Annotated in this window: 25 protein-coding genes and 2 riboswitches; of the genes, 9 read left to right on the top strand and 16 right to left on the bottom strand. The window is 71.4% G+C overall.

The window, feature by feature from the left end; translation table 11 throughout:
- Positions 1 to 15 precede the first annotated feature (15 nt).
- Positions 16 to 348: a DUF427 domain-containing protein gene (locus ACZ6B8_RS33370; RefSeq protein ID WP_471086220.1), complete on the top strand. Its 333-nt coding sequence runs from the start codon at positions 16 to 18 to the stop codon at positions 346 to 348.
- Here the strand turns inward: ACZ6B8_RS33370 and ACZ6B8_RS33365 are convergent.
- The gene (locus tag ACZ6B8_RS33365) at positions 332 to 1,327 is read right to left on the bottom strand and encodes a GlxA family transcriptional regulator (RefSeq protein WP_471086217.1); all 996 of its coding nucleotides are present in this window, start codon (positions 1,325 to 1,327) and stop codon (positions 332 to 334) included. The two genes, ACZ6B8_RS33370 and ACZ6B8_RS33365, sit on opposite strands and share 17 nt — an antisense overlap.
- Before the next feature lie 106 nt (positions 1,328 to 1,433).
- On the opposite strand from ACZ6B8_RS33365, the gene ACZ6B8_RS33360 reads away from it, so the two are divergent.
- On the top strand, positions 1,434 to 2,387 hold the full coding sequence (locus ACZ6B8_RS33360) for an NADP-dependent oxidoreductase (RefSeq protein WP_471609614.1): 954 nt from the start codon (positions 1,434 to 1,436) through the stop codon (positions 2,385 to 2,387).
- Positions 2,388 to 2,415: 28 nt separating this feature from the next.
- On the opposite strand, the gene mnmA is transcribed toward ACZ6B8_RS33360, so the two are convergent.
- Positions 2,416 to 3,546, bottom strand: coding sequence for a tRNA 2-thiouridine(34) synthase MnmA (gene mnmA / locus ACZ6B8_RS33355; RefSeq protein ID WP_471609716.1), 1,131 nt, complete (start codon positions 3,544 to 3,546; stop codon positions 2,416 to 2,418).
- A 67-nt stretch (positions 3,547 to 3,613) separates the two neighbouring features.
- On the opposite strand from mnmA, the gene ACZ6B8_RS33350 reads away from it, so the two are divergent.
- Positions 3,614 to 4,321, top strand: coding sequence for an N-acetylmuramoyl-L-alanine amidase (locus ACZ6B8_RS33350; RefSeq protein ID WP_471609613.1), 708 nt, complete (start codon positions 3,614 to 3,616; stop codon positions 4,319 to 4,321).
- Here the strand turns inward: ACZ6B8_RS33350 and ACZ6B8_RS33345 are convergent.
- From ACZ6B8_RS33345 to ACZ6B8_RS33335, 3 genes are all read right to left on the bottom strand, one after another.
- Positions 4,318 to 5,487 (bottom strand): cysteine desulfurase family protein, encoded by a 1,170-nt coding sequence (locus ACZ6B8_RS33345; protein WP_471609612.1) that lies wholly within the window; start codon positions 5,485 to 5,487, stop codon positions 4,318 to 4,320. The genes ACZ6B8_RS33350 and ACZ6B8_RS33345 overlap by 4 nt on opposite strands.
- A 48-nt stretch (positions 5,488 to 5,535) precedes the next feature.
- Positions 5,536 to 5,754: a DUF4190 domain-containing protein gene (locus tag ACZ6B8_RS33340; protein ID WP_471609715.1), complete on the bottom strand. Its 219-nt coding sequence runs from the start codon at positions 5,752 to 5,754 to the stop codon at positions 5,536 to 5,538.
- Between the two features lie 243 nt (positions 5,755 to 5,997).
- Positions 5,998 to 6,153 carry a hypothetical protein gene (locus ACZ6B8_RS33335; RefSeq protein WP_471609611.1) on the bottom strand — a complete coding sequence of 52 codons (156 nt, stop codon included), beginning with the start codon at positions 6,151 to 6,153 and terminating at the stop codon, positions 5,998 to 6,000.
- 112 nt (positions 6,154 to 6,265) lie between these two features.
- On the opposite strand from ACZ6B8_RS33335, the gene ACZ6B8_RS33330 reads away from it, so the two are divergent.
- On the top strand, positions 6,266 to 6,898 hold the full coding sequence (locus ACZ6B8_RS33330) for a TetR family transcriptional regulator (protein ID WP_471086204.1): 633 nt from the start codon (positions 6,266 to 6,268) through the stop codon (positions 6,896 to 6,898).
- Between the two features lie 51 nt (positions 6,899 to 6,949).
- Complete coding sequence (locus ACZ6B8_RS33325) at positions 6,950 to 7,801, top strand: alpha/beta fold hydrolase (RefSeq protein ID WP_471609610.1); 852 nt, start codon at positions 6,950 to 6,952, stop codon at positions 7,799 to 7,801.
- Here ACZ6B8_RS33325 and ACZ6B8_RS33320 read toward each other — a convergent pair.
- Both ACZ6B8_RS33320 and ACZ6B8_RS33315 read right to left on the bottom strand, forming a co-directional pair.
- Positions 7,798 to 8,685, bottom strand: coding sequence for a thioesterase family protein (locus tag ACZ6B8_RS33320; protein ID WP_471086198.1), 888 nt, complete (start codon positions 8,683 to 8,685; stop codon positions 7,798 to 7,800). The two genes, ACZ6B8_RS33325 and ACZ6B8_RS33320, sit on opposite strands and share 4 nt — an antisense overlap.
- Positions 8,686 to 8,727: 42 nt before the next feature.
- The gene (locus ACZ6B8_RS33315; RefSeq protein WP_471086195.1) at positions 8,728 to 9,402 is read right to left on the bottom strand and encodes a trimeric intracellular cation channel family protein; all 675 of its coding nucleotides are present in this window, start codon (positions 9,400 to 9,402) and stop codon (positions 8,728 to 8,730) included.
- A gap of 184 nt (positions 9,403 to 9,586) precedes the next feature.
- Between ACZ6B8_RS33315 and ACZ6B8_RS33310 the strand changes: the two genes are divergently transcribed.
- Entirely contained in the window at positions 9,587 to 9,796 is a 210-nt protein-coding gene (locus ACZ6B8_RS33310; protein WP_471609609.1) for a hypothetical protein, read from the top strand.
- On the opposite strand, the gene ACZ6B8_RS33305 is transcribed toward ACZ6B8_RS33310, so the two are convergent.
- The 9 genes from ACZ6B8_RS33305 to ACZ6B8_RS33265 form a co-directional block, all read right to left on the bottom strand.
- Positions 9,762 to 11,159: a M1 family metallopeptidase gene (locus tag ACZ6B8_RS33305; protein WP_471609608.1), complete on the bottom strand. Its 1,398-nt coding sequence runs from the start codon at positions 11,157 to 11,159 to the stop codon at positions 9,762 to 9,764. The genes ACZ6B8_RS33310 and ACZ6B8_RS33305 overlap by 35 nt on opposite strands.
- A gap of 127 nt (positions 11,160 to 11,286) precedes the next feature.
- Positions 11,287 to 12,504, bottom strand: coding sequence for a dipeptide ABC transporter ATP-binding protein (locus ACZ6B8_RS33300; RefSeq protein WP_471086806.1), 1,218 nt, complete (start codon positions 12,502 to 12,504; stop codon positions 11,287 to 11,289).
- A gap of 23 nt (positions 12,505 to 12,527) precedes the next feature.
- Complete coding sequence (locus ACZ6B8_RS33295) at positions 12,528 to 13,625, bottom strand: ABC transporter ATP-binding protein (protein ID WP_471086186.1); 1,098 nt, start codon at positions 13,623 to 13,625, stop codon at positions 12,528 to 12,530.
- Positions 13,622 to 14,623: an ABC transporter permease gene (locus tag ACZ6B8_RS33290; protein WP_362373859.1), complete on the bottom strand. Its 1,002-nt coding sequence runs from the start codon at positions 14,621 to 14,623 to the stop codon at positions 13,622 to 13,624. Before ACZ6B8_RS33290 ends, ACZ6B8_RS33295 begins: the two co-directional genes overlap by 4 nt.
- A 132-nt stretch (positions 14,624 to 14,755) precedes the next feature.
- Entirely contained in the window at positions 14,756 to 16,510 is a 1,755-nt protein-coding gene (locus tag ACZ6B8_RS33285; RefSeq protein ID WP_471086182.1) for an ABC transporter substrate-binding protein, read from the bottom strand.
- A gap of 101 nt (positions 16,511 to 16,611) precedes the next feature.
- Positions 16,612 to 17,616, bottom strand: coding sequence for an ABC transporter permease (locus ACZ6B8_RS33280; RefSeq protein WP_362373856.1), 1,005 nt, complete (start codon positions 17,614 to 17,616; stop codon positions 16,612 to 16,614).
- A 332-nt stretch (positions 17,617 to 17,948) separates the two neighbouring features.
- A complete protein-coding gene (locus ACZ6B8_RS33275; RefSeq protein WP_471086178.1) occupies positions 17,949 to 18,761 on the bottom strand; it encodes an enhanced serine sensitivity protein SseB C-terminal domain-containing protein in 813 nt (270 codons plus the stop codon).
- A 199-nt stretch (positions 18,762 to 18,960) separates the two neighbouring features.
- Positions 18,961 to 19,740 carry an enhanced serine sensitivity protein SseB gene (locus ACZ6B8_RS33270; protein WP_471609607.1) on the bottom strand — a complete coding sequence of 260 codons (780 nt, stop codon included), beginning with the start codon at positions 19,738 to 19,740 and terminating at the stop codon, positions 18,961 to 18,963.
- Positions 19,741 to 19,784: 44 nt separating this feature from the next.
- The gene (locus ACZ6B8_RS33265) at positions 19,785 to 20,477 is read right to left on the bottom strand and encodes an AAA family ATPase (RefSeq protein WP_471086803.1); all 693 of its coding nucleotides are present in this window, start codon (positions 20,475 to 20,477) and stop codon (positions 19,785 to 19,787) included.
- Positions 20,478 to 20,636: 159 nt separating this feature from the next.
- Positions 20,637 to 20,745: riboswitch (glycine riboswitch) on the top strand.
- Positions 20,746 to 20,859: riboswitch (glycine riboswitch) on the top strand.
- Positions 20,860 to 20,894: 35 nt separating this feature from the next.
- Between ACZ6B8_RS33265 and gcvT the strand changes: the two genes are divergently transcribed.
- The 3 genes from gcvT (at position 20,895) to glyA (ending at position 23,789) form a co-directional block, all read left to right on the top strand.
- Positions 20,895 to 22,028, top strand: coding sequence for a glycine cleavage system aminomethyltransferase GcvT (gcvT, locus tag ACZ6B8_RS33260; protein WP_471609606.1), 1,134 nt, complete (start codon positions 20,895 to 20,897; stop codon positions 22,026 to 22,028).
- A gap of 97 nt (positions 22,029 to 22,125) precedes the next feature.
- Positions 22,126 to 22,503: a glycine cleavage system protein GcvH gene (gcvH, locus tag ACZ6B8_RS33255; protein WP_471086169.1), complete on the top strand. Its 378-nt coding sequence runs from the start codon at positions 22,126 to 22,128 to the stop codon at positions 22,501 to 22,503.
- A 23-nt stretch (positions 22,504 to 22,526) separates the two neighbouring features.
- On the top strand, positions 22,527 to 23,789 hold the full coding sequence (gene glyA / locus ACZ6B8_RS33250) for a serine hydroxymethyltransferase (RefSeq protein ID WP_471086167.1): 1,263 nt from the start codon (positions 22,527 to 22,529) through the stop codon (positions 23,787 to 23,789).
- Positions 23,790 to 23,791 lie beyond the last annotated feature (2 nt).

Here is a 23,791-nt window from a genome sequence, read left to right as displayed (position 1 = left end):
CGAGGAGGGCACGTCATGGCCGAAGGACACCGGATCACCGTCGAGCGGGGCACGGACCACGTGCGCGTGGAGCACGACGGGCAGGTCGTCGCCGAGAGCCGGCGGCCGCTGCTGCTGAGCGAGACGGGCTACCCGGTGCGTCACTACCTCCCTCCGGAGGACGTCCGCACCGACCTGCTGACCCCGTCGAAGACCACCACGTACTGCCCGTTCAAGGGAACGGCCTCCTACTGGTCGCTGCCGGACGCCCCCGACGCCGTATGGGCGTACCCGGAGCCGAAGGCGGCCGTGGCCGCGATCAAGGACCACTTCTGCTTCTACGCGGCGGAGGTCACGAAGCAGCCGTGAACGTCCGCCGGTAGGCGACCGGCGAGACGCCGAGCACCGCGCGCATGTGCTGGCGCAGGGAGTTGCCGGTGCCGAAGCCGGCCCGGTGGGCGACGACGTCCACGGGCAGGTCGCTGGACTCCAGGAGCTGGCGAGCCAGCTCGATCCGCTGGGCGGTCAGCCACCGTCCCGGGGACATGCCGACCTCCTCCTGGAAGCGCCGGGTGAAGGTCCGCAGGCTCATCCGCGCGTGGGCGGCCAGTTCGCCCAGGGACAGCGGCTCCTGGAGCCTTTCCAGCGCCCACGCGCGCGTGGCGGCCGTCGTGGCGAGGGTCGGCTCGGGGACGGGCCGCTCGATGTACTGCGCCTGCCCGCCGTCGCGCCAGGGCGGTACGACGCAGACGCGCGCCACGTGGTTGGCGACGGCCGCGCCGTGGTCGCGCCGCACGAGGTGCAGGCAGAGGTCGATGCCGGCCGCGACGCCCGCCGCGGTCAGCACGTCGCCGTCGTCCACGAAGAGGACGTCCGCGTCGACGTTGATCCTCGGGAAGGAGCGCTGGAAGTCCTCGGCGACGTGCCAGTGGGTCGTCGCGGGGCGGCCGTCGAGGGCGCCGGTGGCGGCCAGCACGTACGAGGCGTTGCAGAAGGACACGATCCGGGTGCCGGGCCTGATCCGCGCCAGGGCGTCGGTCACGCCCGCCGGCAGCTCGCCGCCCGCCATGCCCCGGTCGAAACTGCGGGTGGGTGTGATCACCACGGTGTCCGCCGTCTCCAGGACCTCGGGCCCGTGCTCGGCCGTCACCGTGAACCCGGAGTCCGTACGCACCGGGCGTCCGTCCACCGTGCAGACGACGACGTCGTAGAGCGGCTCCGCGCGGTCGTTCAGCGCGTTGCCGAAGACGCGGGACGGGATGCCCAGCTCGAAGGCGTACGCGCCGTCCAGGGCGATGACGGCCACCCGGTGCGCGCCGTCACGGTCGCCGAGACCATTGAGATTCATGGCCGAATCCTGTCACATGATGGCCAAACTGCCAGCACCGCAGGGGCCCGCACCGCCGCACTCTTGGTCCCACCAGCCCTTTCAGCGCTACAGAAAGCTCAGGACCATGAAGATGCGTGCCGTCAGCCCCCGCGCCTGGGGCGCCCCCGAGAACCTCGTCCCCGTGGAGGTGGACCGTCCCGAGCCCGGCCTCACCGAGATCCTGGTCCGGGTGCACGCGGCGGGCGTCAACCCCGTCGACTGGAAGACCCGCGCGGAGGGCACCTTCGGCACCTGGGGGGACACTCCGATCCTCGGGTACGACGTCTCGGGCGTCGTGGAGGAGGTCGGCCCCGGCGTGACCCTGTACCGGCCCGGTGACGCGGTGTTCGGCATGCCCCGCTTCCCCGAACAGACGGGCGGGTACGCCGAGTTCGTCGCGGCGCCCGCGCGCCGCTTCGCCCCCAAGCCGCGGGGCATCGACCACGTGCGGGCCGCCGCGCTGCCCCTCGCGGCCCTCACCGCCTGGCAGGGCCTGGTCGAGACGGCCGGGCTCCGGGCCGGGCAGCGGGTGCTGATCCACGCAGCCGCCGGCGGCGTGGGCCACCTCGCCGTGCAGATCGCCAAGGCGCACGGCGCGTACGTGATCGGCACCGCGCGGGAGGAGAAGCACGCCTTCCTGCGCGGGCTCGGCGCGGACGAGGTCATCGACTACACGCGCGTGGACTTCACCGAGGCGGTACGCGATGTCGACATCGTCCTGGACGGCGTGGGCGGCGCGTACGGCGCCCGTTCCCTGGAGGTCATCCGCCCCGGCGGCCACCTGGTGACGCTGCCGGACCCCGGCGGCCTGCCGGACGCGGCCCGCGCGCGGGAGCTCGGCGTGCACACGGGGTGGACGATCGTCGAGCCGGACCGCGCGGGACTCCTGGAGATCGCCCGCCTGGTCGACGAGGGCAGGCTGCGCGTCGAGATCGACACGGTGCTGCCCCTGGAAGAGGCGGCCAAGGCCCACGCGCACGGTGAACAGGGCCGCACCCAGGGCAAGATCGTCCTCCAGGTCGCGGAAGCGGGAGCCTGAGGCACGCCCCCGAGGGCCGCGCTCCGCCCTACACCCCCGCCGTCACCCGCTCCGTCGTCGCGATCGTCGCCGAGCCCACCACGCGCGTGCCGTCGTACAGCACGATCGCCTGGCCGGGGGCGACACCGCGCACGGGCTCGTCGAAGGAGACCCGCAGCTCTCCTCCGACGAGCTCGGCGGTCACCTCCGTCTCGCCGCCGTGCGCCCGCAGCTGCGCCGTGTACGTGCCCGGCCCGGTGGGGGCGAGGCCGCACCAGCGGGGCTTGACCGCGGTCAGTCCGGTCACGTCAAGGGCGGCGGCCGGGCCGACCGTCACGGTGTTGTCCACCGGGGAGATGTCCAGGACGTAGCGCGGCTTGCCGTCCGGGGCGGGGGTGCCGATGCGCAGGCCCTTGCGCTGGCCGATGGTGTAGCCGTACGCCCCCTCGTGGGTGCCGAGGACCGCCCCGGACTCGTCCACGATGTCGCCCTCGGCCTTGCCGAGGCGGGCGGCGAGGAAGCCCTGGGTGTCACCGTCGGCGATGAAGCAGATGTCGTGGCTGTCGGGCTTCTTGGCCACGGCGAGCCCGCGGCGCTCGGCCTCCGCGCGGATCTCCTCCTTGGTGGTGACCGTGTCGCCCAGGGGGAACATCGCGTGGGCGAGCTGGCGGTCGTCCAGGACCCCGAGGACGTAGCTCTGGTCCTTGGCCATGTCGGAGGCGCGGTGCAGCTCGCGCGAGCCGTCCTCGTGGACGATGACCTTGGCGTAGTGGCCGGTGACGACCGCGTCGAAGCCGAGGGCGAGGGCCTTGTCGAGCAGCGCGGCGAACTTGATCTTCTCGTTGCAGCGCAGGCACGGGTTGGGCGTGCGGCCCGCCTCGTACTCGGCGACGAAGTCCTCCACCACGTCCTCACGGAACCGCTCGGCGAGGTCCCACACGTAGAACGGGATGCCGATGACGTCCGCGGCGCGGCGGGCGTCGCGCGAGTCCTCGATGGTGCAGCAGCCCCGCGCGCCGGTGCGGAACGACTGCGGGTTCGCCGAGAGCGCGAGGTGCACTCCCGTCACGTCGTGCCCGGCCTCGGCGGCGCGGGCGGCGGCGACGGCGGAGTCGACGCCGCCGGACATGGCGGCGAGGACACGGAGGGGGCGCTGGGCACGCTGCGGGGTCTCGGTCAAAGTCATAGCCCGTACAGGGTACGGGGCGACGGGAACCGGACGCCCCCGAGTAAGCGTTGACGATCACATGGGGGAAGAAACCGAGGGTGCGGGCAAGGGGCCGGGGCGGCGCGGCATCGACCGGCGCACCCTGCTGATCGGCGGCGCGGCGGCGGCCGCGGGCTCGGCGCTCCTCGCCAGGGACGAGCTGGGGCGGCTGTGGTGGCGGCTGCCCGGCGTGGTCAAGCGGCGCGAGGAGGGCGAGGTGGACGCCCCGGGCGTGCAGTGGGTCGCGGCGTCGGACTACAACTGGCGGCGCGCGGACCGCCCCGACGACTACCCGATCGACCGGGTCGTCATCCACGTCGTCCAGGGTGGGTACGCCACGGCGCTGCGCGTCTTCAAGGACCCCTCGCACGGCGCCGCCGCGCACTACGTGGTGCGCAAGGACGGGCACATAGCGCAGATGATCCGCGAGCTGGACGTGGCCTTCCACGCGGGCAACAAGAGCTGGAACGAACGCAGCATCGGCATCGAGCACGAGGGCTTCGTCGACAAGAAGTCCTCGTTCACCGACACGATGTACGAGGCGTCGGCGCGGCTCACCGCCGGGATATGCAAGCGCTACGACTTCCCGGTGGACCGGAAGCACATCGTCGGCCATGCGGAGGTGCCGGGCACGGACCACACGGACCCGGGGCCGTACTGGGACTGGGACCGGTACATGCGGCTGGTGCGCGAGGCCCGGGAGAAGCTGGACCGGCCCGCGAGGAAGCCGAGCCCCGCCACGCCCTAGCTCAGCCCCGCCGACCGCGCCCGCTCCACCGCCGGGCCGATCGCCGCCGCCACCGCGTCGACGTCCGTCTTGGTCGAGGTGTGGCCGAGCGAGAAGCGCAGGGTGCCGCGGGCCAGGTCGGGGTCGGTGCCGGTGGCGAGCAGGACATGGCTGGGCTGGGCGATGCCCGCCGTGCACGCGGATCCGGTGGAGCACTCGATGCCCTGCGCGTCCAGGAGCAGCAGGAGCGAGTCGCCCTCGCAGCCGGGGAAGGTGAAGTGCGCGTTGGCGGGGAGCCGGCCGCCGGGCGCCGGGTCGCCGCCGAGGATCGCCTCGGGGACCGCCGAGCGGACCGCGGCCACCAGGTCGTCACGGAGCGCGCCGACCTCGGCGGCGAACCGCTCGCGGTGCGCCACGGCATGCTCGCCCGCGACGGCGAACGCGGCGATGGCGGGCACGTCCAGCGTCCCGGAGCGCACCTGCCGCTCCTGGCCGCCGCCGTGCAGCACCGGTACGGGGCTGTACTCACGGCCGAGCAGCAGCGCGCCGATGCCGTACGGGCCGCCGATCTTGTGGCCGGAAACGGTCATCGCGGCGAGCCCCGAGGCGCCGAAGTCGACGGGGATCTGGCCGTAGGCCTGCACGGCGTCGGCGTGCAGCGGGACACCGAACTCCCGTGCCACCTCGGCGAGTTCGCGGATCGGCATGATGGTGCCGATCTCGTTGTTGGCCCACATGACGGTGGCCAGGGCGACGTCGTCGGGGGCGCGCTCGATGGCCTCGCGCAGCGCGTCGGGGTGCACGCGGCCGTGCCGGTCGACCGGCAGGTACTCGACGGTGGCGCCCTCGTGTTCGCCCAGCCAGTGCACGGCGTCGAGGACGGCGTGGTGTTCGACGGGGCTGGCGAGCACGCGGGTGCGGGCGGGGTCGGCGTCGCGCCGGGCCCAGTACAGGCCCTTCACGGCGAGGTTGTCCGCCTCGGTGCCCCCCGAGGTGAAGACGGTCTCGCTGGGGCGCGCGCCGAGCGACTCGGCGAGCGACTCGCGGGCCTCCTCGACGGTGCGTCGCGCCCGCCTCCCCGCCGCGTGCAGCGAGGAGGCGTTGCCGGTGACGGCGATCTGGGCGGTCAACGCCGCGATCGCCTCCGGGAGCATCGGAGTGGTCGCTGCGTGGTCGAGGTAGGCCATGGTGCGCACGATTCTACGAGCCGTGCGGTGCCCCGTGCCCCGGCGGTATCAGCCTGCGAGACCCCAGGACACGGTGTTGTCCATCGAGACGAGGACGGCGAGCACGACGAGGTCGGCGACACCGAGCCCGAGACCGAGCAGCGCGCGGCCCCGGCGGGCGGTGCCGCGCCACAGCGCGATGCCCGCGAGGACGATCGCGACGGGCCCGAGGAAGACGTTGAGGACGAGCAGTCCGAGCAGGCCGAGGACGAAGGAGGCGACGGCCATGCCGTCGGTGTCCCGGCGGCCGGTCGGGCGGACCCGGGCCTGCCCGGCCGCGCCGTCCGCGCCGGTAGCGCCGTGCGCGCCGCGCCGGCGGTCTACGTCCTCCGTGTGGTCCGTGTGGTCCGTGCGGTCCGTGCGGTCCGTGCGGTCCGTGCGGTCCGTGCGTTCGGCGGTGAGTGCCATGGTGCGACTCCTGAGCGGTGGAGGTGTCGTACGAGAGCGGGCGGGAGGTGCGCGCGGGCGGGGTCAGCGGTGGTGACGCGTGTGCCGCTCGCGCAGGGCGAAGACCATGAGCCAGACGCCGATGACGGCCGCGGCCACGAGGCTGACCGGGAGCGGGGCGTGGGCCACGGAACCCATGGCGACACCCAGCAGCAGGAGGGCGGCGACAAGGAAGAGCATGGAAATCCCTCTCTCGGTTCGGTGAACGATTGTGGTTACAGTTGTTCACTGACTTAGAGAGTACTCCCTCTCCGGCTTTCAAAACTCGGAGAACAGTTGTTAACTGCATGGCATGAGTCACACCCTCGGCACCCGGCAGGCCCAGAAGCAGAAGACCCGGCAGGCCCTCCTCGAAGCGGCGCTCCAGCTGCTGGAGGAGCAGAGCCTCAGCAGCCTGGGCCTGCGCGAGGTCACCCGCGCCGTGGGCGTCGCCCCCACCGCCTTCTACCGGCACTTCCGCGACACCGCCGACCTGGGCGTGGCCCTGGTCGACGACACCCTCGGCAGCCTGCACGGCACCCTCACCGCGATGCTGGCGTCGGAGACCGGCGACAGCGAGCAACGCATCGCGGGCACGGTCGAGTTGATAGCCGGATACGTGCACGCCCACCCCGCCCACGTCCGCTTCATCGCCCGTGAACGGCACGGCGGCGTCCGGGCGGTACGGGACGCGATCGGCGCCCAACTCGACCTGTTCGCACGGGAGGTGGCGCAGCAGTTCGCGGCCGAGCAGCCCACCTCGCGGTGGACCGAGGACGATCTGCTGATGCTGGCCGGAATGTACGTGGACCACATGGTGATGACCGCGTCGGCGTTCCTGGACGCGGGACCCGGCACCCCGGAGGAGGCCCGGGTCGCCGACGTGGCCCGCCGACAGCTCCGCCTGGTGGGCCTCGGCCGCCTGCACTGGCACGACGAGACCTGACACCGGCCGCCCCCCTCGACTCCCCCGTAAGGAGCTATTAGCCTTACGGTCATGACGGCTGCCCAAGTGTGCGACCCCTGGTCCCTCGACCACGCCTTCACCAGCGCCTCCGGCACCGTCCGCTGGGCCGCCCTGGGCCCCGCCGACGCCCCGCCCGTCGTCCTCGTCCACGGCACACCGTTCTCGTCGTACGTGTGGCGCGCGGTGGCCCGCGCGCTCTCCCGCGAACACCGCGTGTACGTCTGGGACCTGCCGGGATACGGCGCCTCGGAGATGCGGGCCGGACAGGACGTGACGCTCGCGGCGCAGGCGCGGGTGCTCGCCGAGCTCGTCGGCCACTGGGGCCTGGACCGGCCGGCCGTGGTCGCCCACGACTTCGGCGGCTGCGTCGCGCTGCGGGCGCACCTGCTGCACGGCGCGGGCTACGCACGCCTCGCGCTCGTCGACCCGGTGGCGCTCGCCCCCTGGGGCTCGCCCACGTACCGGCTGCTCGGCGCGCACGCCGGGATCTTCGGGCAGCTGCCGCCGCCGCTGCACCGGGCGCTGGTGCGCGAGTACGTGTCCTCGGCGAGCCACCGCGGGCTCGCTCCCGCGGTGCTCGACCGGCTGGTGGCGCCCTGGTGCACCGAGGAGGGCAGGCCCGCCTTCTACCGGCAGATCGAGCAGAACGACCAGCGGTACACCGACGAGATCCAGGGCCGGTACGGGGAGTTGGAGCTGCCGGTGCTGATCTGCTGGGGCGCCGAGGACACCTGGATCCCGGTGGCGCGCGGCCACGAGCTGGCCGCGGCGGTCCCCGGCGCCGAGCTGCGGGTGATCGAGGGCGCCGGACACCTCGTACAGGAGGACGCCCCGGCCGAACTCACCGGCGAGCTGGCCCGCTTCCTCCGGACGAGTCCCTAGCCCAGCCGCACCCGGGCCAGCTGGCGGGACTGGGCCACCAGACGGTCCTGACTGTCCCAGACCTCGGCGTCCTCCTCCAGGAAGCCGCCGGCGAGGTTGCGGGTGGTGATGGCGACGCGCAGCGGGCCGGGGGCCGGGCGGTGGCGGACGTGGACCGTCAGCTCGACGGTCGGGACCCAGCCGGTGAGCCCCATCTCGAAGGCGGTCGGCGGCAGCGCGTCGACGGTGAGCAGCAGCGACAGCGGGTCCGCGGGGCGGCCGTCCGCGAGGCCGAACCAGCCCCGCATCTCGCCCTTGCCGGACGGCGCCCCGAGCGCCCAGCCGAGCGTGGCCGGGTCGAGCTTGAGGAAGAGGCGGTCGGCGATGGCCGAACTGCCGGGCACCGGGCGGTGGTCGGGAGCGTCTTGTGCGCCGAAGCACTGGTCGAGCGGCGGGACGGCGGGCGGCTGCGCGGTGGTGCGGACGTCGTCGGGCAGCGCGTCGAGGTCGCCGTACGAGGCGAGGACGCGGATCCGCTCCACCTCGCGGCCCTCCTCGTCGTACTGGAGGAGCGAGGCCTGGCCGGTGGAGAGGGAACGGCCGGCGCGCACCACGTCGGTGCGGACCACGGCGGGGCCGGGGGCGGACGCCGTGAGGTAGTGCGCGGAGACGGTGAAGGGGTCGGCGTGCGGGAGGGCGTCCGCGAGCGCGCGGCCGATCACGGCGAGGAGATAGCCGCCGTTGACGGCGTTGATGATGGTCCAGCCCGCGGAGAGCTCGGTGTCGTAGACCCCCGGCTCCCGGCGGGTGAGCGCGGTGTCACGGTCGAACTCGCTGTCGCCGATGGTCGCGTGCGCCGTTGCCGGGTGGGAGGACACCGCCGCCTCCGATGCTGCCGTTGCCATGCCAGCAACGTACAACAGGAAACTACTGAGCGGTAGCTTTTTCTATGGCGTCTCCTCCGCCTCCGCCTCCACCGCGGTGGACCGGCGGTTCCAGGCGCGCGGGGCCCGCCAGTGGTAGTGCAGCGCGAGCAGCCGCAGGACGAACGCGGTCACGGCGGCGAAGCCGCTGGTGAAGGCCGTGAGGGCCTCGAACTCGATGCACAGGGCGACCATCGTGGCGCCCACGATGGCGGGCACGGCGTACAGGTCGCGATCCCAGCGGACCAGCGAGGGCACCTCGTTGGCGACGATGTCGCGCAGCACGCCGCCGCCCACCGCGGTCATCAGGCCGAGGGCGGCCGACGCGGTGAGGCCGAGGCCGTAGTCGTACGCCTTGGTCGTGCCCGAGACGCAGAACAGGCCGAGCCCGGCCGCGTCGAAGACGTTCACGGCGAGCTGGGTGCGCTCCACCTCCGGGTGCAGGAAGAAGACGAGCGCGGCCGCGAACAGCGGGGTGATGAAGTAGCCGAGGTCGGTGAAGGCGGCCGGCGGCACCGCCCCGATGACCAGGTCGCGGAAGAGTCCCCCGCCCAGCGCGGTGACCTCGGCGAGCACGGCGATGCCGAAGACGTCGAAGTTCTTGCGCACGGCGAGCAGCGCGCCGGAGATCGCGAAGACGAAGATCCCCACGATGTCGAGCGAGTGCTGGACGGAGGGGGTGAACAGATCCTGGAGCACGCGCCATTCTTACCCGCCCGCGGCGCGGCACCGGCGCCGCCGTCACCCGGAGTTGAGACTTTCCCGTCCCAGTGGCCCGTACGCCGGGAGCTGGGGGCGGAAAAGTCCCAACAAGGACTTCAATGGGAAAGTTGAAGGAGGTGGTTCCGGAGCGGCCGGACCGTCGGCGGAGGGAGTGCGGGAGATGAAGTTCGTGCTGGAGGTCGACCTGGGTGAGGCGGCCTTCGAGGGGAAGGCCGCCGACGAGCTGGGCCGGATCCTGCGGTACTGGGGCGGCAACCTGCGGCACTACGCGCTGGAGCCCGGCGCCGGCGAGGCCGTGTACGACTCGGGCTACCGCGAGGTCGGCGGCTGGCGGATCACCGCGCGGGAAGCGCCGGCTTCCCCTTCGTGAACAGCCAGGTGCGGAAGAGCCCGTCGAGCTGTTCGCCCGAGATCTTCTCGGCGAGGCGGACGAAGTCGGCGGTGCTCGCGTCGCCGTACCGGTGCTCCTTGACCCAGGTGCGCAGGAGCCCGAAGAAGTCCTTGTCGCCGATGCGCTCCCTGAGGACCTGCAGGGTCATCGCGCCGCGCTGGTAGACGGCCGAGGCGAACATCGTGTCGCGCTGCGGGTCGCCCACGACGGTCTGCCAGAACGCGGAGTCGGCGGGGCGGGAGTCGTAGGCGGCCCGGAAGGCGTCGTGCGCCGAGCCGCGCCCCTTGTGCTCGCCCCACAGCCAGGGCCCGTACGTCGCGAAGCCCTCGTTGAGCCAGATGTCCTTCCACCGGGTGGGCGAGACGGCGTCGCCGAACCACTGGTGGGTGAGCTCGTGCACGATCGTGCCCTCCGAGCGCACCGCCGAGTAGATCGGCTTGGTCTGGGTCTCCAGGGAGAAGCCCGCCTGCGGCATGTCGTCGACGATCGCGCCGGTCTCCTCGAAGGGGTACGGGCCGAAGACCTCGGACCAGTGGTCGGTGACCTCGGCCGTGATGCCGTACACGTCGACGTCGCCGGCGGGCAGTGTCGGGTCGGTCGCCACGTAGATGGGCGTGCCGCCCGGGGTCTTCCCGGTCCGCACGTCGAACTTCCCGATGGTGGCGGTCGCGAGGTAGGTCGCCATCGGCTTGGTCGAGCGCCAGTGCGCGACACGCTGCCCGCCCTTGCCGTAGGTGCCCACCAGGCGGCCGTTGGAGACCGAGGTGAGGCCCTTGGGCGCCGTGATGCGGATGTCGAAGGCGGCCTTGTCGGAGGGGTGGTCGCTGGACGGGAACCAGGTGGACGCGGCGTTGGGCTCGCAGGCGACGAAGACGCCGTCGGCCGTCTTCATCCAGCCGTAGTCGGAGCCGAAGACGATGGGGCCGGTGAGCGGTTCGGGTACGCCGCCGTAGGTGACCGTCACCGTGAAGGTCCTGTTCTTGCGCAGGGCCTCGCGCGGCGTGATGCGGATCTCGTCGCCCGCGCGGCTGAACCGGGCGCGTCTGCCGTCCACTTCGATCCGGGTGACCGTCAGCTTCTGCAGGTCCAGGTCGAAGGAGGACAGGTCCTCGGTGGCGCGCGCGGTGATCGTGGTGCGGCCGTCGAGGCGGTCGGTGCCGGGGTCGTACGCGACGTCGAGACCGTAATGGCGTACGTCGAAGCCGCCGTTGCCGAGCTGCGGGAAGTACGGGTCGCCGATGCCGTCGGCGCCGGGGTGGGGCGCGGGGGCGGCGGCGATCAGACAGAACGAGAGCGCCGCGGTGGCGAGCGCGCCCAGACGTGCCGAACGGGAGAGTGCCATGAGTCTTCCCTTCGAACGCGTTCCGATGGGGTGTCCGTGGCCGTGGCGACGGACACGCAGACTCTGCACTCTCCCGCTGGGGCATGTACATGACCTGGGGCGCGTACTTCGCCCGGGTCAACTTGCCCTATGACTCAGTCGACTTCTGGCCCTCGTCCTTCGCGGCGTCGGCCCCGGGAGCCTCGGTCTTCGTGACGGCGGGCTCCGCCTTCGCGGGCTCCGCCTTCGCGGACTCCGCCTTCGCGGGCCCCTCCGCCGACTTCGGCGCCACCGTCACCACCTCGATCGCCTCCTTGGCGGCCGAGAGCAACTCGGTGTCCTCGGGCGCCTGGTCCGCGGCGTTCTCCGGGTGGTGGCAGGCCACCTGGTGCCCGGTGGCGAGCGCGGTCAGCGGCGGCTCCTTCGTCCGGCAGATCTCCGTCGCCTTCCAGCACCGCGTGTGGAAACGGCAGCCGGTGGGCGGGTCGATCGGCGAGGGGACGTCGCCGCGGAGCAGGATGCGGTCGCTCTTGACGCCGCGCCGCCTGGGGTCGGGCACCGGCACCGCGGAGAGCAGCGCCTTGGTGTACGGGTGCATCGGCGTGGAGTAGAGGTCCTTGCGGTCCGCCAGCTCCACGATCTTGCCGAGGTACATCACCGCGATGCGGTCCGAGACGTGCCGGATGACCGACAGGTCGTGCGCGATGATCACGTACGTGAGGCCGAGCTCGTCCTGCAGGTCGTCCAGGAGGTTGACCACCTGGGCCTGGATGGACACGTCGAGCGCGGAGACCGGCTCGTCCGCCACGACCAGCTTGGGCCGCAGGGCGAGCGCCCGCGCGATGCCGATGCGCTGGCGCTGGCCGCCGGAGAACTCGTGCGGATAGCGGTTGTAGTGCTCAGGGTTGAGCCCGACGCGCTCCAGCATCTCCTGCACGGTCTTCTTCACGCCGCCCTCGGGCTTGACGCCCTGGAGCTGGAAGGGCGCGCCGACGATGGTGCCGATGGTGTGCCGGGGGTTCAGCGACGAGTACGGGTCCTGGAAGATCATCTGGACGTCGCGGCGCAGCGGACGCATCCGCCCGGTGTTCAGATGCGTGATGTCCGTGCCCTCGAACTCCACGCGGCCGCCGGTCGGTTCGAGCAGCCGGGTGATCAGCCGGCCCATCGTCGACTTGCCGCAGCCGGACTCGCCGACCACGCCGAGCGTCTCACCGGGGCGTACGTCGAAGGAGAGCCCGTCGACCGCCTGCACGGCCGCCACCTGGCGCTGGAGCAGCCCCTTCTTGATGGGGAAGTGCTTCACCAGGCCGTCGACCTTGAGCAGCGGCTCGGGCGAGCTCTTCGTCTGCGCCGGGATCGTCATCTCCTGGCCCTTCACGTCATCGTTCACAGCTTCGGCGCAATCTCTTCGGTCCAGATCCGGGTGCGCTCGTCCTGCGACATGTGGCAGGCCGAGTAGTGCCCCTCGGCCACGAGCCGCAGCTCCGGACGCTCGCGCCGGGTGATCTGGTCCTTGGGGATGTCCGCGTAGGGGCAGCGCGGGTTGAAGGCGCAGCCGCTCGGCAGGTTGATCAGGCTGGGCGGGGAGCCCTTGACCGGGATGAGCCGTTCGGTCTCCTCGCGGTCGATGCGCGGCATCGAGCCCAGCAGGCCCCAGGTGTAGGGGTGCTGGGGCTCGTAGAAGACCCGCTCCGCGGTGCCGCGCTCGACGCACCGGCCGCCGTACATGACCAGGAGCTCGTCGGCCATCTCGGCGACGACGCCCAGGTCGTGCGTGATCATGATGACGGCGGAGCCGAACTCCTTCTGCAGATCCCGGATGAGGTCGAGGATCTGCGCCTGGACGGTCACGTCCAGGGCGGTGGTCGGCTCGTCCGCGATGAGCAGCTCGGGGTTGTTCACCAGCGCCATGGCGATCATCGCGCGCTGGCGCATGCCGCCGGAGAACTCGTGCGGGTAGGAGTCCACCCGCTTGTCCGGCTGCGGGATGCCCACGCGGTCGAGCATCTCGATGGCGCGCCGGCGGGCGGTCTTCTTGTCGACGTCGTTGTGGACCCGGTACGCCTCGGTGATCTGCTTGCCGATGGAGTAGTACGGGTGCAGCGCGGAGAGCGGATCCTGGAAGATCATCGCCATCTCGCGCCCGCGCAGCTTGCGCACCTCGTCCGCGGGGGCGCCGAGCAGCTCCTTGCCGTCCAGCCAGATCTCGCCGGAGATCCGCGCCTTGCGGGCGCCGTACTGGCCGGCGGTGTGCAGGCCGAGGATGCCGAGCGAGGTCACCGACTTGCCGGAGCCGGACTCGCCCACGATGCCGAGGGTCTTGCCCTTCTCCAGCTGGAAGCTGAGCCCGTCGACGGACTTGACCACGCCGTCGTCGGTCGGGAAGTGCACCTTGAGGTCGCGCACCTCGAGGAAGGCGGAGGGAGCGGCCGTGTCGGCGACGGGCTCGCCCACCGCGGCTCCGCTCTTGGACAGTTCGGTCATCCCAGCCTCACTCGCGGGTCGATGACGGCGTACATAAGGTCGACGACGAGGTTGGCCACGGCGATCGCGAGCGCCGCGCACAGGGTCACGCCGAGAATCACGGGCAGGTCCTTGCTGCTGATGGCCCTGACCGCTTCGAGGCCGAGCCCCGGCAGGTTGAACGTGGACTCGGTGAGCACGGCGCCGCCCATCAGCACGCCGAGGTCGAGTCCGAAGACGGTGAGGATCGGCGTCATCGCGGAGCGCAGCGCGTGCCTGCGGATGACGGTGGCCTCGCCGAGCCCCTTGGCCCGGGCGGTGCGGATGTAGTCCTCGCCGAGCACCTCCAGCATGGTGGCGCGGGTGAGGCGGGCGTACATCGCGGCGTTGAGGAAGGCGAGCACGATCCACGGCAGGATCAGCGTCTGGAGCCAGACCCCCGCCGAGTCGTCGGTACTGAGGCTGTCCGCGATCTTCACCCAGCCGAGGTTGTGGACGAAGATGCCCATCGCGATCATGCCGGTGAAGAAGACGGGGAGCGAGACGCCGCCGAGGGCGACGGTCATCGCGGAGCGGTCCCAGATGGAGCCCCGCTTGAGCGCGGAGACGACACCGGTGGCGACACCCGCGGCGAGCCACAGGACGCAGGCGCCCGCGGCGAGCGCGCCGGTGACGGGCAGCGCGTCCTTGAGGGTCTCCCAGACGGGCGCCTCGGTGCGGAAGGAGTAGCCGAAGCAGGGCGCCGGGCAGTGCGTGACGTCACTGCCGTTGACGTAGTCCCGGCCCATCGGGATGCCCTTGATGAACTCCCAGAACTGGACGAGCAGCGGGTCGTCGAGACCCAGTTTGGTCCGGATGCCTTCGATCTGCTCGGCTCCGGTGGCCTTGCCGGCGAAGAGGACGGCGATGTCCTGTCCCGCCCACTTGGGCAGCATGAAGAAGACGGTGAAGGTCGCGAGCAGTACGACCAGCACCATGATGATTACGGCGATCAGGCGCCGGATGAGATAAGCAAGCACTGTGCGCGGCCCGGCGGTGGCCGGAGCCCCCTTGTGAGGAGCTCCGGCCACCGCCCGGGGCCATCACCTGCCCTTCGGACTGGCGGGATGCGGCGGCGGTGGAACGATCAACTGCGGTTGCCCGGGCGGGTGTTACTTCTTGACGCCGAGCGAGGCGTAGTCGTAACGGCCGTTGTAGCCGTCGGACATGTAGGCGTTGGTCAGCCGCGACCCGCGCCAGGTGATGTTCTTCTCGTAGAGGAAGGGCATCCAGTCGGCCTGGTCGAGGATCTTCTTGTCGAGCTTCTTGTAGACCTCGCCGGCCTCGGCCGGGTCGGTCTTCGAGATGGCCTCGTCGAAGAGGGCGTCGACCTTCTTGTCCTTGATCTGCGACTCGTTGTAGTTGCCGGTCGGGTTCAGGAAGCGGCTGTCGAACAGCGGCTGCGCGTAGCCCTGGCCGGACGGGAAGTCCGGGCCCCAGCCGCTCATCGTCATGCCGTAGCCGCGCTTCTTCACGACGGACGGCGAGCCGGTGATGCTGGAGGTGTCGGCACCGTCGAGGGAGTCGACCTGGACGTTGATGTTGACCTTCTTCAGCGCCTCCTGCAGCGCCTCGGCCGCGTCGACCTCACCCGGGTTGTTGCTGCGGGCGGTGAGCTTGGTGGTGAAGCCGCCGGGCTTGCCGCACTGCTTCAGCTCGTCCTTGGCCTTGGCGGCGTCCGGCTTGCCCTTGCGCGCGAGGACGCCGTACGGGTCGTACTTGCTGTAGCCCGGGATCGCCACGGGGAAGGTGCTGTTGGCGATGTCACCGGCCGCGACCTTGCCGCCGCGGGTCTGCTGCAGGCTCGCGAAGTCGGTCGCGTAGAACACGGCCTTGCGGCAGTGCGCGTTGTCGAACGGCTTGGCGTTGTGGATCAGCGCGACGTAGCGCACGAAGGACGTGTGCATGTTGTCGACGTTGCCGCGGTGGTCGGTGACGGCGCTGACACGGCCGGACTGGGTCATGCCCGTGCCGTTGATGTCGACGTCGAAGTCACCCTCCATCAGCTTCTTGTCGTTCTCCTCCTGGTTGGCGGAGATCGTCACGTCGATGACGTCGGGCAGGGCCGCGCGGATCGGGTCCGAGGACTTCTTCCACTTGTCGTTGCGGACCAGCACGATCTTCTTGTTGGACTTGTACTCCTTGAACTTGTACGGGCCCGAGGAGAACGGTCGCTGGGTGTACTTGGCCTTGGTGTCCTTGGCCTCCTTCACCGGCGAGCCGGTGGGCATGGCCAGGAACTGCTCGAAGTCGCCGTTGCGCTTGGGCAGTTTGAAGATGATCGTCTGGTCGTCGGGGGTCTCGATCGCGTCGAGGCCGCCCTTGTCCTTGTAGGGGCCCTTGTACTTGCCCTTGGGGTCGAGCGTCTGGCGGATGTAGCCCGGACCACCGGTGATGGTGTCCGTCGCCCAGGTGCGCTCGATGCCGTACTTGATGTCCTTGGAGGTCAGCTTGGAGCCGTCCTCCCAGGTCAGGCCATCACGCAGCTTGTACGTGTAGGTCTTGCCGTCGTCGGAGATCTTCGCGGTGGAGGTGGCGAGGTCCGGGACCAGCTTCGTGCCCGCCTTGCCCGGCTTGGTGTCGTAGGTCACCAGCTGCCGGGTGTAGAAGCGCATGAAGTCCCACGTCATGCCGTAGTAGGCACGCTGGGGGTCGGCGGAGTCGAGGTCCTGCTTGCCGACCATCTTCAGCGTGCCCCCCTTCTTCTTGGAAGGGTTGGCGATCTTGTTCAGCGCCGCGTTGTAGCCGGCACCCTTCGAGTCGCTGTCGCCACCGTCACCGCCGCCGCACGCCGTGGTGGTCACCAGCGCCGCGACGACGAGGGCCGCACCGCTGGTGAGCCGTCGTTTCGTGGAACCTGTGGGCATTTTCTCGTAACCTCCGAGATCGCGGTCCCTGGCCTAGTGCTGCCGGAGAACCATGGTTAAAGCCACCTGACATGCGGCAGGGGCAAGCCAATTGGGACCTTCTAGCGCGTCCCCTTCGGGTCGAGCGCGTCACGCAGCCCGTCGCCGAAGAGGTTGAAGGCCAGCACGGTGATGAAGATCGTGACGCCCGGGAAGACCATGAACATCGGGTCGTGCTCGTACGTCTTGAGCGCGTCGCGCAGCATGCCGCCCCAGGAGGCCGTCGGCGGCTTGACGCCGGCGCCGAGGAAGCTGAGGGCTGCCTCCGTGAGGATGTTGGTCGGGATCATCAGCGTCGCGTAGACGGTGATGGGCGCGACCAGGTTGGGCAGCAGTTCGCGGAAGAGGATGTGGCGCTTGCCGCCGCCGAGGCTGCGGGCCGCCTCCACGTACTCGCGCTCACGGAGCGAGAGGGTCTGGCCGCGGACGATGCGGCCGACGTACGGCCAGCCGAAGAAGCCGATGACCATCACGAGGATCGCGACGCGGACGCTGGTCCCCTCCAGACCGAGCAGGTCGTCGGGGAGGACGGAGACGAGGGAGATGATGAAGAGCAGCTGCGGGAACGAGAGCAGCACGTCCATCACGCGGCTGATCAGCGCGTCGACCCAGCCGCCGAAGTAGCCGGCGATGATCCCGAAGAGGGTGCCGAGGGCGACCGCGACGATGGCCGCGAGGAAGGCCACCAGGAGCGAGATCCGCGCACCGTAGACGATGCGGCTGAAGACGTCGCGGCCCTTGTTGGGCTCGACGCCGAAGAGGAAGTCGCCGCTCACGCCGCCGAGCGAGCCGGTGGGCAGACCGGTCAGCTCGTCCAGCTTGTCCTGGTGGAAGTCGTTGGGCGGGTGGCCAAGCAGGCTCACGATCAGAGGCGCGAAGACGGCGACGAGCACCAGGACCAGCACCGTGATGCCGCCGGCCAGGGCGACCTTGTCCCGCTTCAGGCGGTTCCAGGCGATCTGCTTGAGGGACCGCCCCTCGACCTTCTTCACCCCTGCATCAACTGCGGGGGCGACGTCCTCGGTCGGATCCGCGTCCGCAGGTGTGTCATGCAATGGTGCCGTCATCGTGGCAGGGACCCCTCTCAACCGGTGGTGACCGGCCCGCACTTGCCGCTGTAGCGACGTGATCAGTCCGTCGTACACATGGGGGCGAAGGCCCCTTGGAGCGGGAGTCTTCATCCACGTCGCGATCTGTTACCAGACTTGACGGGGAAAGGATGCGCAACCGTGATGCTGATCGAGGTGTTCCGTTATCCGGACGCCAGTGAACGAGGGGCGAACACGGGGCAGTTGGGGCGCAAGCCGTCACGCCCACCCATAGGGCCCCACCAGCACTACAACGGACATCGCGGCCGTCGGCGCTGCTCAGCGACGCCGACGGCCGCCGGCCGGTGGCGCTAGTACTGCGCCGGGTAGCCGTAACCGCCGGCCGGCGCCGGTGCGGGCTGTGCCTCGCGGTCGTAGAAGGGGCGGGCGTTGGCGCGGAGCCACATCGTGACCGGGTCGTCCTCGTCGGACATCGCGACCGTCGAGACCGGCAGGCCCTCGGGGACGGCGGGGATGGACTGCTGCATCATCGTCCGCACGGCGTCGACGGACGGCGGAGAGGTGTCGTACACGTCGAGGCCGATGGCCAGATACGGCGCCCCGAGCGCGGGCTGCACCCAGGCGCGGCGCAGCGAGCGGACCACCGGGGTGCGGTGCGCGTTCTGCGTCAGGAGCGCGTAGAACTGCGGGATCTCGATGCTCGGTTCGGTGAGCCGGAGGGGTCCCGCGGGCAGCAGGTCGAGGCCGGTGGCGATACGGCGCAGATCCAGCCACGGGATGCCGACACCGCCGCCCGGCGCGTGCGGATTGAGCCAGAGGCCGTAGTGGTCGGGGTAGAGGGTGCGGGCGATGTCGGTGCCGCGCACCACCTCGTAACTGCGGTTCCAGCCACTGGCGGAGAGCTCCTGGGCGGAGGTCACACAGGGGGCGTAGCCGAGGCCTTCGACCTCCATGTTCCCGTACTGGGCGTCGGGGGATCCGGCCTGGCCGTGCCAGAGCAGCATCCACACCTGGTCGGCGGCGAGGGCGCGAAGCAGCGCCTCGTAGGCGTCGTAGCGCCCCGGGGTCACCTGGTGCAGCAGCTGCTCGACCTTCCCCGGAGCCCGCGACTCCGCTCGAGCAGGGGAGGCCCCATCGTCCGCGGCCGTGCCCGACGCACTCACCCGTAACCGCCCCTTCGCTTCGCACCCGACTGCCCGACAACTGACCGAGAACCCCGCCGTCCGGGCACGGATGCGCCCCGACCGGGTCATGGAACCAGCTTAAGCGGCGATCCCGGCGCGGACTTGACGTACGACACCTCGGGTCCCGTCGTACGGGGCCCCCGGCCCCGGCCCGCCGCTCCCGGCGCGCCGCCCGGCCTCAGCCGGCGCGCCGGTAGAAGGGCCGCACCCGGGCCCGCAGCCAGTCCCCCACCGGGTCCTGCGCCACGTCGAGCAGCACGAGGTTCACCGCCCACGGGAGGGGGACCTGTCCGAGGGCGCGGCCGAGCGCCTCCATGGGCAGGTCGCGGGCGTTGCCCTCCCAGGTGGCGAGTTCGACGCCGACGAAGAGCGTCGGGTCGTCGGTCTCGACGTTCGCCAGGCAGCGGCGGGCGGTGAGCACGACCCCGCTCGCCTCGAACTCGCGGCCCGCGGCGGCCAGGAAGTCCACCGGCTCCTCCTGCCAGTCCGGCTCGTAGAGCCGCACGCGGCCGCCGGTGGCGGGTCCGTCCAGTGCGGAGCGGCCGGTCCTGCAGAGCTCGGCGACGGCGGCCGGCGGCAGCGGGGCGCCGACGGTGCCGTCGGGGTTCAGCGCGATGCCCAGCTGCGGGGGCAGGCCGCGGGCGAACTCCACGGCGGGCGCCACCGTGCGGCCCATGCGGTCGGCGGCGGCGCCGAGCGCCTGGCGGAACTGCTGCTCGGAGGTGAAGACCGGGACGTACGCCTGGCCGTCGATCTCCAGGGTCGGCAGGTCGAGGGTGCCGCTGTCGGGGCCGCCGCCGTACGGCAGCGGGATCCATATCTGGCTGCGGCCAAGGACCTCCACGATCCGGCCGCCCGCCGATTCCGCGGCGCCGAGGGAGGCCGCGAGGACCTCCTCCAGTTCGTTGCCCGGCCATCCCGCGTACGGATGGGCGTATGCCTGCGCCGGAAAGTCCATCTGTCCAACCCCTGCTCGCGACCGCTCTGCCTGCGGCTCGAACCCTAACGCCGGGCGGGTCGGCCGTCGAAGGCGATCCCCCGCAGGACCTGGGCCGCCGCCCGGTCCAGGAGCACCGCGGAGCCGCAGCCGCGCGGCAGGTCGCCGCGCTCGGCGGCGCCGAGGAGCCGGCCGACCGTCCTGCGGTGGCGTGCGAAGGCGTACCGGGAGACGCCGCGGCCGCGCTCGCGCTGGCCCGCGAGCGCGGTGTCCACCGGCACGTCGAGCAACAGCAGGTGCAGGGCGGCGCCGCGCCGGACCGCCTCGCGGGCGAGCCAGCGGCGCACCCACGGCTGGGTGCCGCAGTCGTGCACCACGACGCTCGCCCCGGAGCGCAGGGTGCGGCGCAGCCCGGCGTAGTGCGCGAGGCGGACCAGGGGGCGGTAGAGCACGTACGGGAGCAGGCGCGGCATGCGGCCGGCCCAGCGGTCGCGGGTGTCCTGGGAGTCGACGCGGGGGCCGGTGACGGCCTGCCGCATGAGGGTCGACTTGCCCCCGCCGGGCAGCCCGGAGACGACGACCAGGTCGCCCGCGCCGAAGGTGAGGCGGTGCGGGCTGTGGCCGGAGCGCCGGCGCAGGTCGCGGACGACGGCCACGGGAAGCGGGCCGCAGCTCTCGGAGGCCGGGGCGGCGACCTGCTTGGGCAGCGCCACCCCCGTGGTCGTGGCGAAGACACCTGTCCTGCTGCGCACCGTGATCGGCCTCCCCATAGCGGTCACGTACTGCTTCCCCGTCAAGTGTAAAGAGAAGGTAATGCGGCACAACCGTGCTCGGGCCGCGCGATCCGCGGCCGGTCACGGGTCCCCCCGGACAGGGTCGCGTGCAATGATGTGCCCGCCAACTCCATACCGGCCGTTTGAATCCGCGCGGGAGAGTCTCCGGGACCAGCAGACGCTGTGCCGCCCGGGGCGCCGAAGGAGCAAGTCCCTCCCTTGAATCTCTCAGGCCCCGTACCGCGCGGGCGAGGCACATCTGAAAAGCGGGCCGCCCCGGCGGTCCCACCCAAGGTGCAAGCCGTGCGTCCCGCATCGCGGGACGCTCCCGGCGAACCTCTCAGGTTCCGATGACAGATGGGGAGGATCGACCTCGCCCGTCATGCCCTGGGAGTTCCCTTCATGAGCACTGCCCCCCGTCTGACCGCCCTCGACGCCGTGCATCGGACGCTCGGCGCGACCATGACCGACTTCGCGGGCTGGGACATGCCGCTGCGGTACGCCAGCGAGCGCGACGAGCACAACGCCGTACGCACCAAGGCCGGTCTCTTCGACCTCTCCCACATGGGCGAGATCACCGTCACCGGCGCCGAGGCCGTCGACTTCCTGAACTTCGCGCTGGTCGGCAACATCGGCTCGGTCGGCGTCGGCCGCGCCCGCTACACCATGATCGTCGCCGAGGACGGCGGCATCCTGGACGACCTGATCGTCTACCGCCTCGGCGAGACCGAGTACATGGTGGTCGCCAACGCCTCCAACGCGCAGGTCGTGCTCGACGCGCTGACCGCCCGCGCCGACGGCTTCGACGCCGAGGTCCGCGACGACCGGGACGCGTACGCGCTGCTCGCCGTCCAGGGCCCGGAGTCCTCCGGCATCCTGAAGCAGCTCACCGACGCCGACCTGGACGGTCTGAAGTACTACGCGGGCCTGCCGGGCACCGTCGCGGGTGTGCCCGCGCTGATCGCCCGCACCGGCTACACCGGCGAGGACGGCTTCGAGCTCTTCGTCTCCCCCGGCGACGCGGAGAAGCTGTGGGGCGCGCTGCTGGAGGCGGGCACGCCGGCCGGCCTGGTCCCGGCCGGCCTCTCCTGCCGCGACACGCTGCGCCTGGAGGCGGGCATGCCGCTGTACGGGCATGAGCTGACCGCCGGCCTGACGCCGTTCGACGCGGGCCTCGGCCGGGTCGTGAAGTTCGAGAAGACCTGGCAGAGCGAGAACGCCGGGGACTTCGTGGGCCGCGCCGCCCTCGCGGCCGCCGCCGAGCGCGCCGAGACCGCGCCGCCGCGCAAGCTCGTCGGCCTGGTCGCCGAGGGCCGCCGGGTGCCGCGCGCCGGTTTCCCGGTGGTCGCCGACGGCAAGGTGATCGGCGAGGTCACCTCGGGCGCCCCGTCCCCGACGCTGGGCAAGCCGATCGCCATGGCGTACGTCGACGCCGAGCACGCCGCCCCGGGCACCCAGGGCGTCGGCGTGGACATCCGCGGCACCCACGAGCCGTACGAGGTCGTGGCCCTGCCGTTCTACAAGCGCCAGAAGTGATGCCCCGGGGGGCGGTACGGCACCCGGTGCCGTACGTGACCCCCCGCACACCGTCCCCGTTCCGCAGCACCCACCCGCGTACAGGAGAATTCAGGTCATGAGCAACCCCCAGCAGCTGCGTTACAGCAAGGAGCACGAGTGGCTGTCGGCCGCCGAGGAGGGCGTGTCGACGATCGGCATCACGGAGCACGCCGCGAACGCGCTCGGTGACGTCGTCTTCGTGCAGCTTCCGGAGGTCGGCGACACGGTGACCGCGGGCGAGACCTGCGGTGAGCTGGAGTCGACCAAGTCGGTCAGCGACCTCTACTCCCCGGTGAACGGCGAGGTCGTCGCCGCCAACCAGGACGTGGTCGACGACCCCTCGCTGGTCAACTCCGCCCCGTTCGAGGGCGGTTGGCTGTTCAAGGTGCGCATCACGGACGAGCCGGGCGACCTGCTCTCCGCCGATGAGTACACCGCCTTCGCCGCCGGCTGACCCACACCGTTAGGGATCGCGTGATGTCGCTTCTCAACACCCCCCTCCACGAGCTGGACCCGGACGTCGCCGCCGCCGTCGACGCCGAGCTCCACCGCCAGCAGTCCACCCTGGAAATGATCGCCTCGGAGAACTTCGCTCCGGTCGCCGTCATGGAGGCCCAGGGCACCGTCCTCACCAACAAGTACGCCGAGGGCTACCCCGGCCGCCGTTACTACGGCGGCTGTGAGCACGTCGACGTGACCGAGCGACTCGCGATCGAGCGGGTCAAGGACCTGTTCGGCGCCGAGTACGCCAACGTCCAGCCGCACTCCGGCGCCTCCGCCAACCAGGCCGCCCTGTTCGCCATCGCCCAGCCCGGCGACACGATCCTCGGCCTGGACCTCGCGCACGGCGGGCACCTCACCCACGGCATGCGCCTGAACTTCTCCGGCAAGCAGTTCAACGTGGTCGCCTACCACGTGGACGAGGCCGGCCTGGTCGACATGGCCGAGGTCGAGCGCCTGGCCAAGGAGAACAGCCCGAAGGTGATCATCGCGGGCTGGTCCGCCTACCCGCGTCAGCTGGACTTCGCCGAGTTCCGCCGCATCGCCGACGAGGTCGGCGCCAAGCTGTGGGTCGACATGGCGCACTTCGCCGGGCTCGTCGCCGCCGGACTGCACCCCAACCCGGTGCCGTACGCCGACGTGGTCACCTCCACCACGCACAAGACGCTCGGCGGCCCGCGCGGCGGCATCATCCTCGCCCGCGACAAGGAGTTCGCGAAGAAGCTGAACTCCGCGGTCTTCCCCGGCTTCCAGGGCGGCCCGCTGGAGCACGTGATCGCCGCCAAGGCCGTCTCCTTCAAGGTCGCCGCATCGGACGACTTCAAGGAGCGCCAGCAGCGCACCCTGGACGGCGCCCGCATCCTGGCCGAGCGCCTGGTGCAGGACGACGCCAAGGCCGCCGGCGTCGGCGTGGCCTCCGGCGGCACGGACGTGCACCTGGTCCTGGTCGACCTGCGCGACTCCGAGCTCGACGGCCAGCAGGCCGAGGACCGCCTCCACGAGGTCGGCATCACGGTCAACCGCAACGCCGTCCCGAACGACCCGCGCCCCCCGATGGTCACCTCGGGCCTGCGGATCGGCACGCCGGCGCTCGCGACGCGCGGCTTCCAGGAGGAGGACTTCCGGGAGGTCGCCGACATCATCGCCGAGGCCCTCAAGCCGGGCTTCGACGCGGACGCCCTGAAGGCCCGCGTCACCGCACTGGCCGACAAGCACCCGCTGTACCCCGGCCTGGGCTGAGT

Source organism: Streptomyces sp. NPDC041122 (assembly GCF_055592445.1).
Note: the sequence above shows the minus strand (reverse complement) of the source record. Positions and strands in the feature narration are given on the sequence as shown.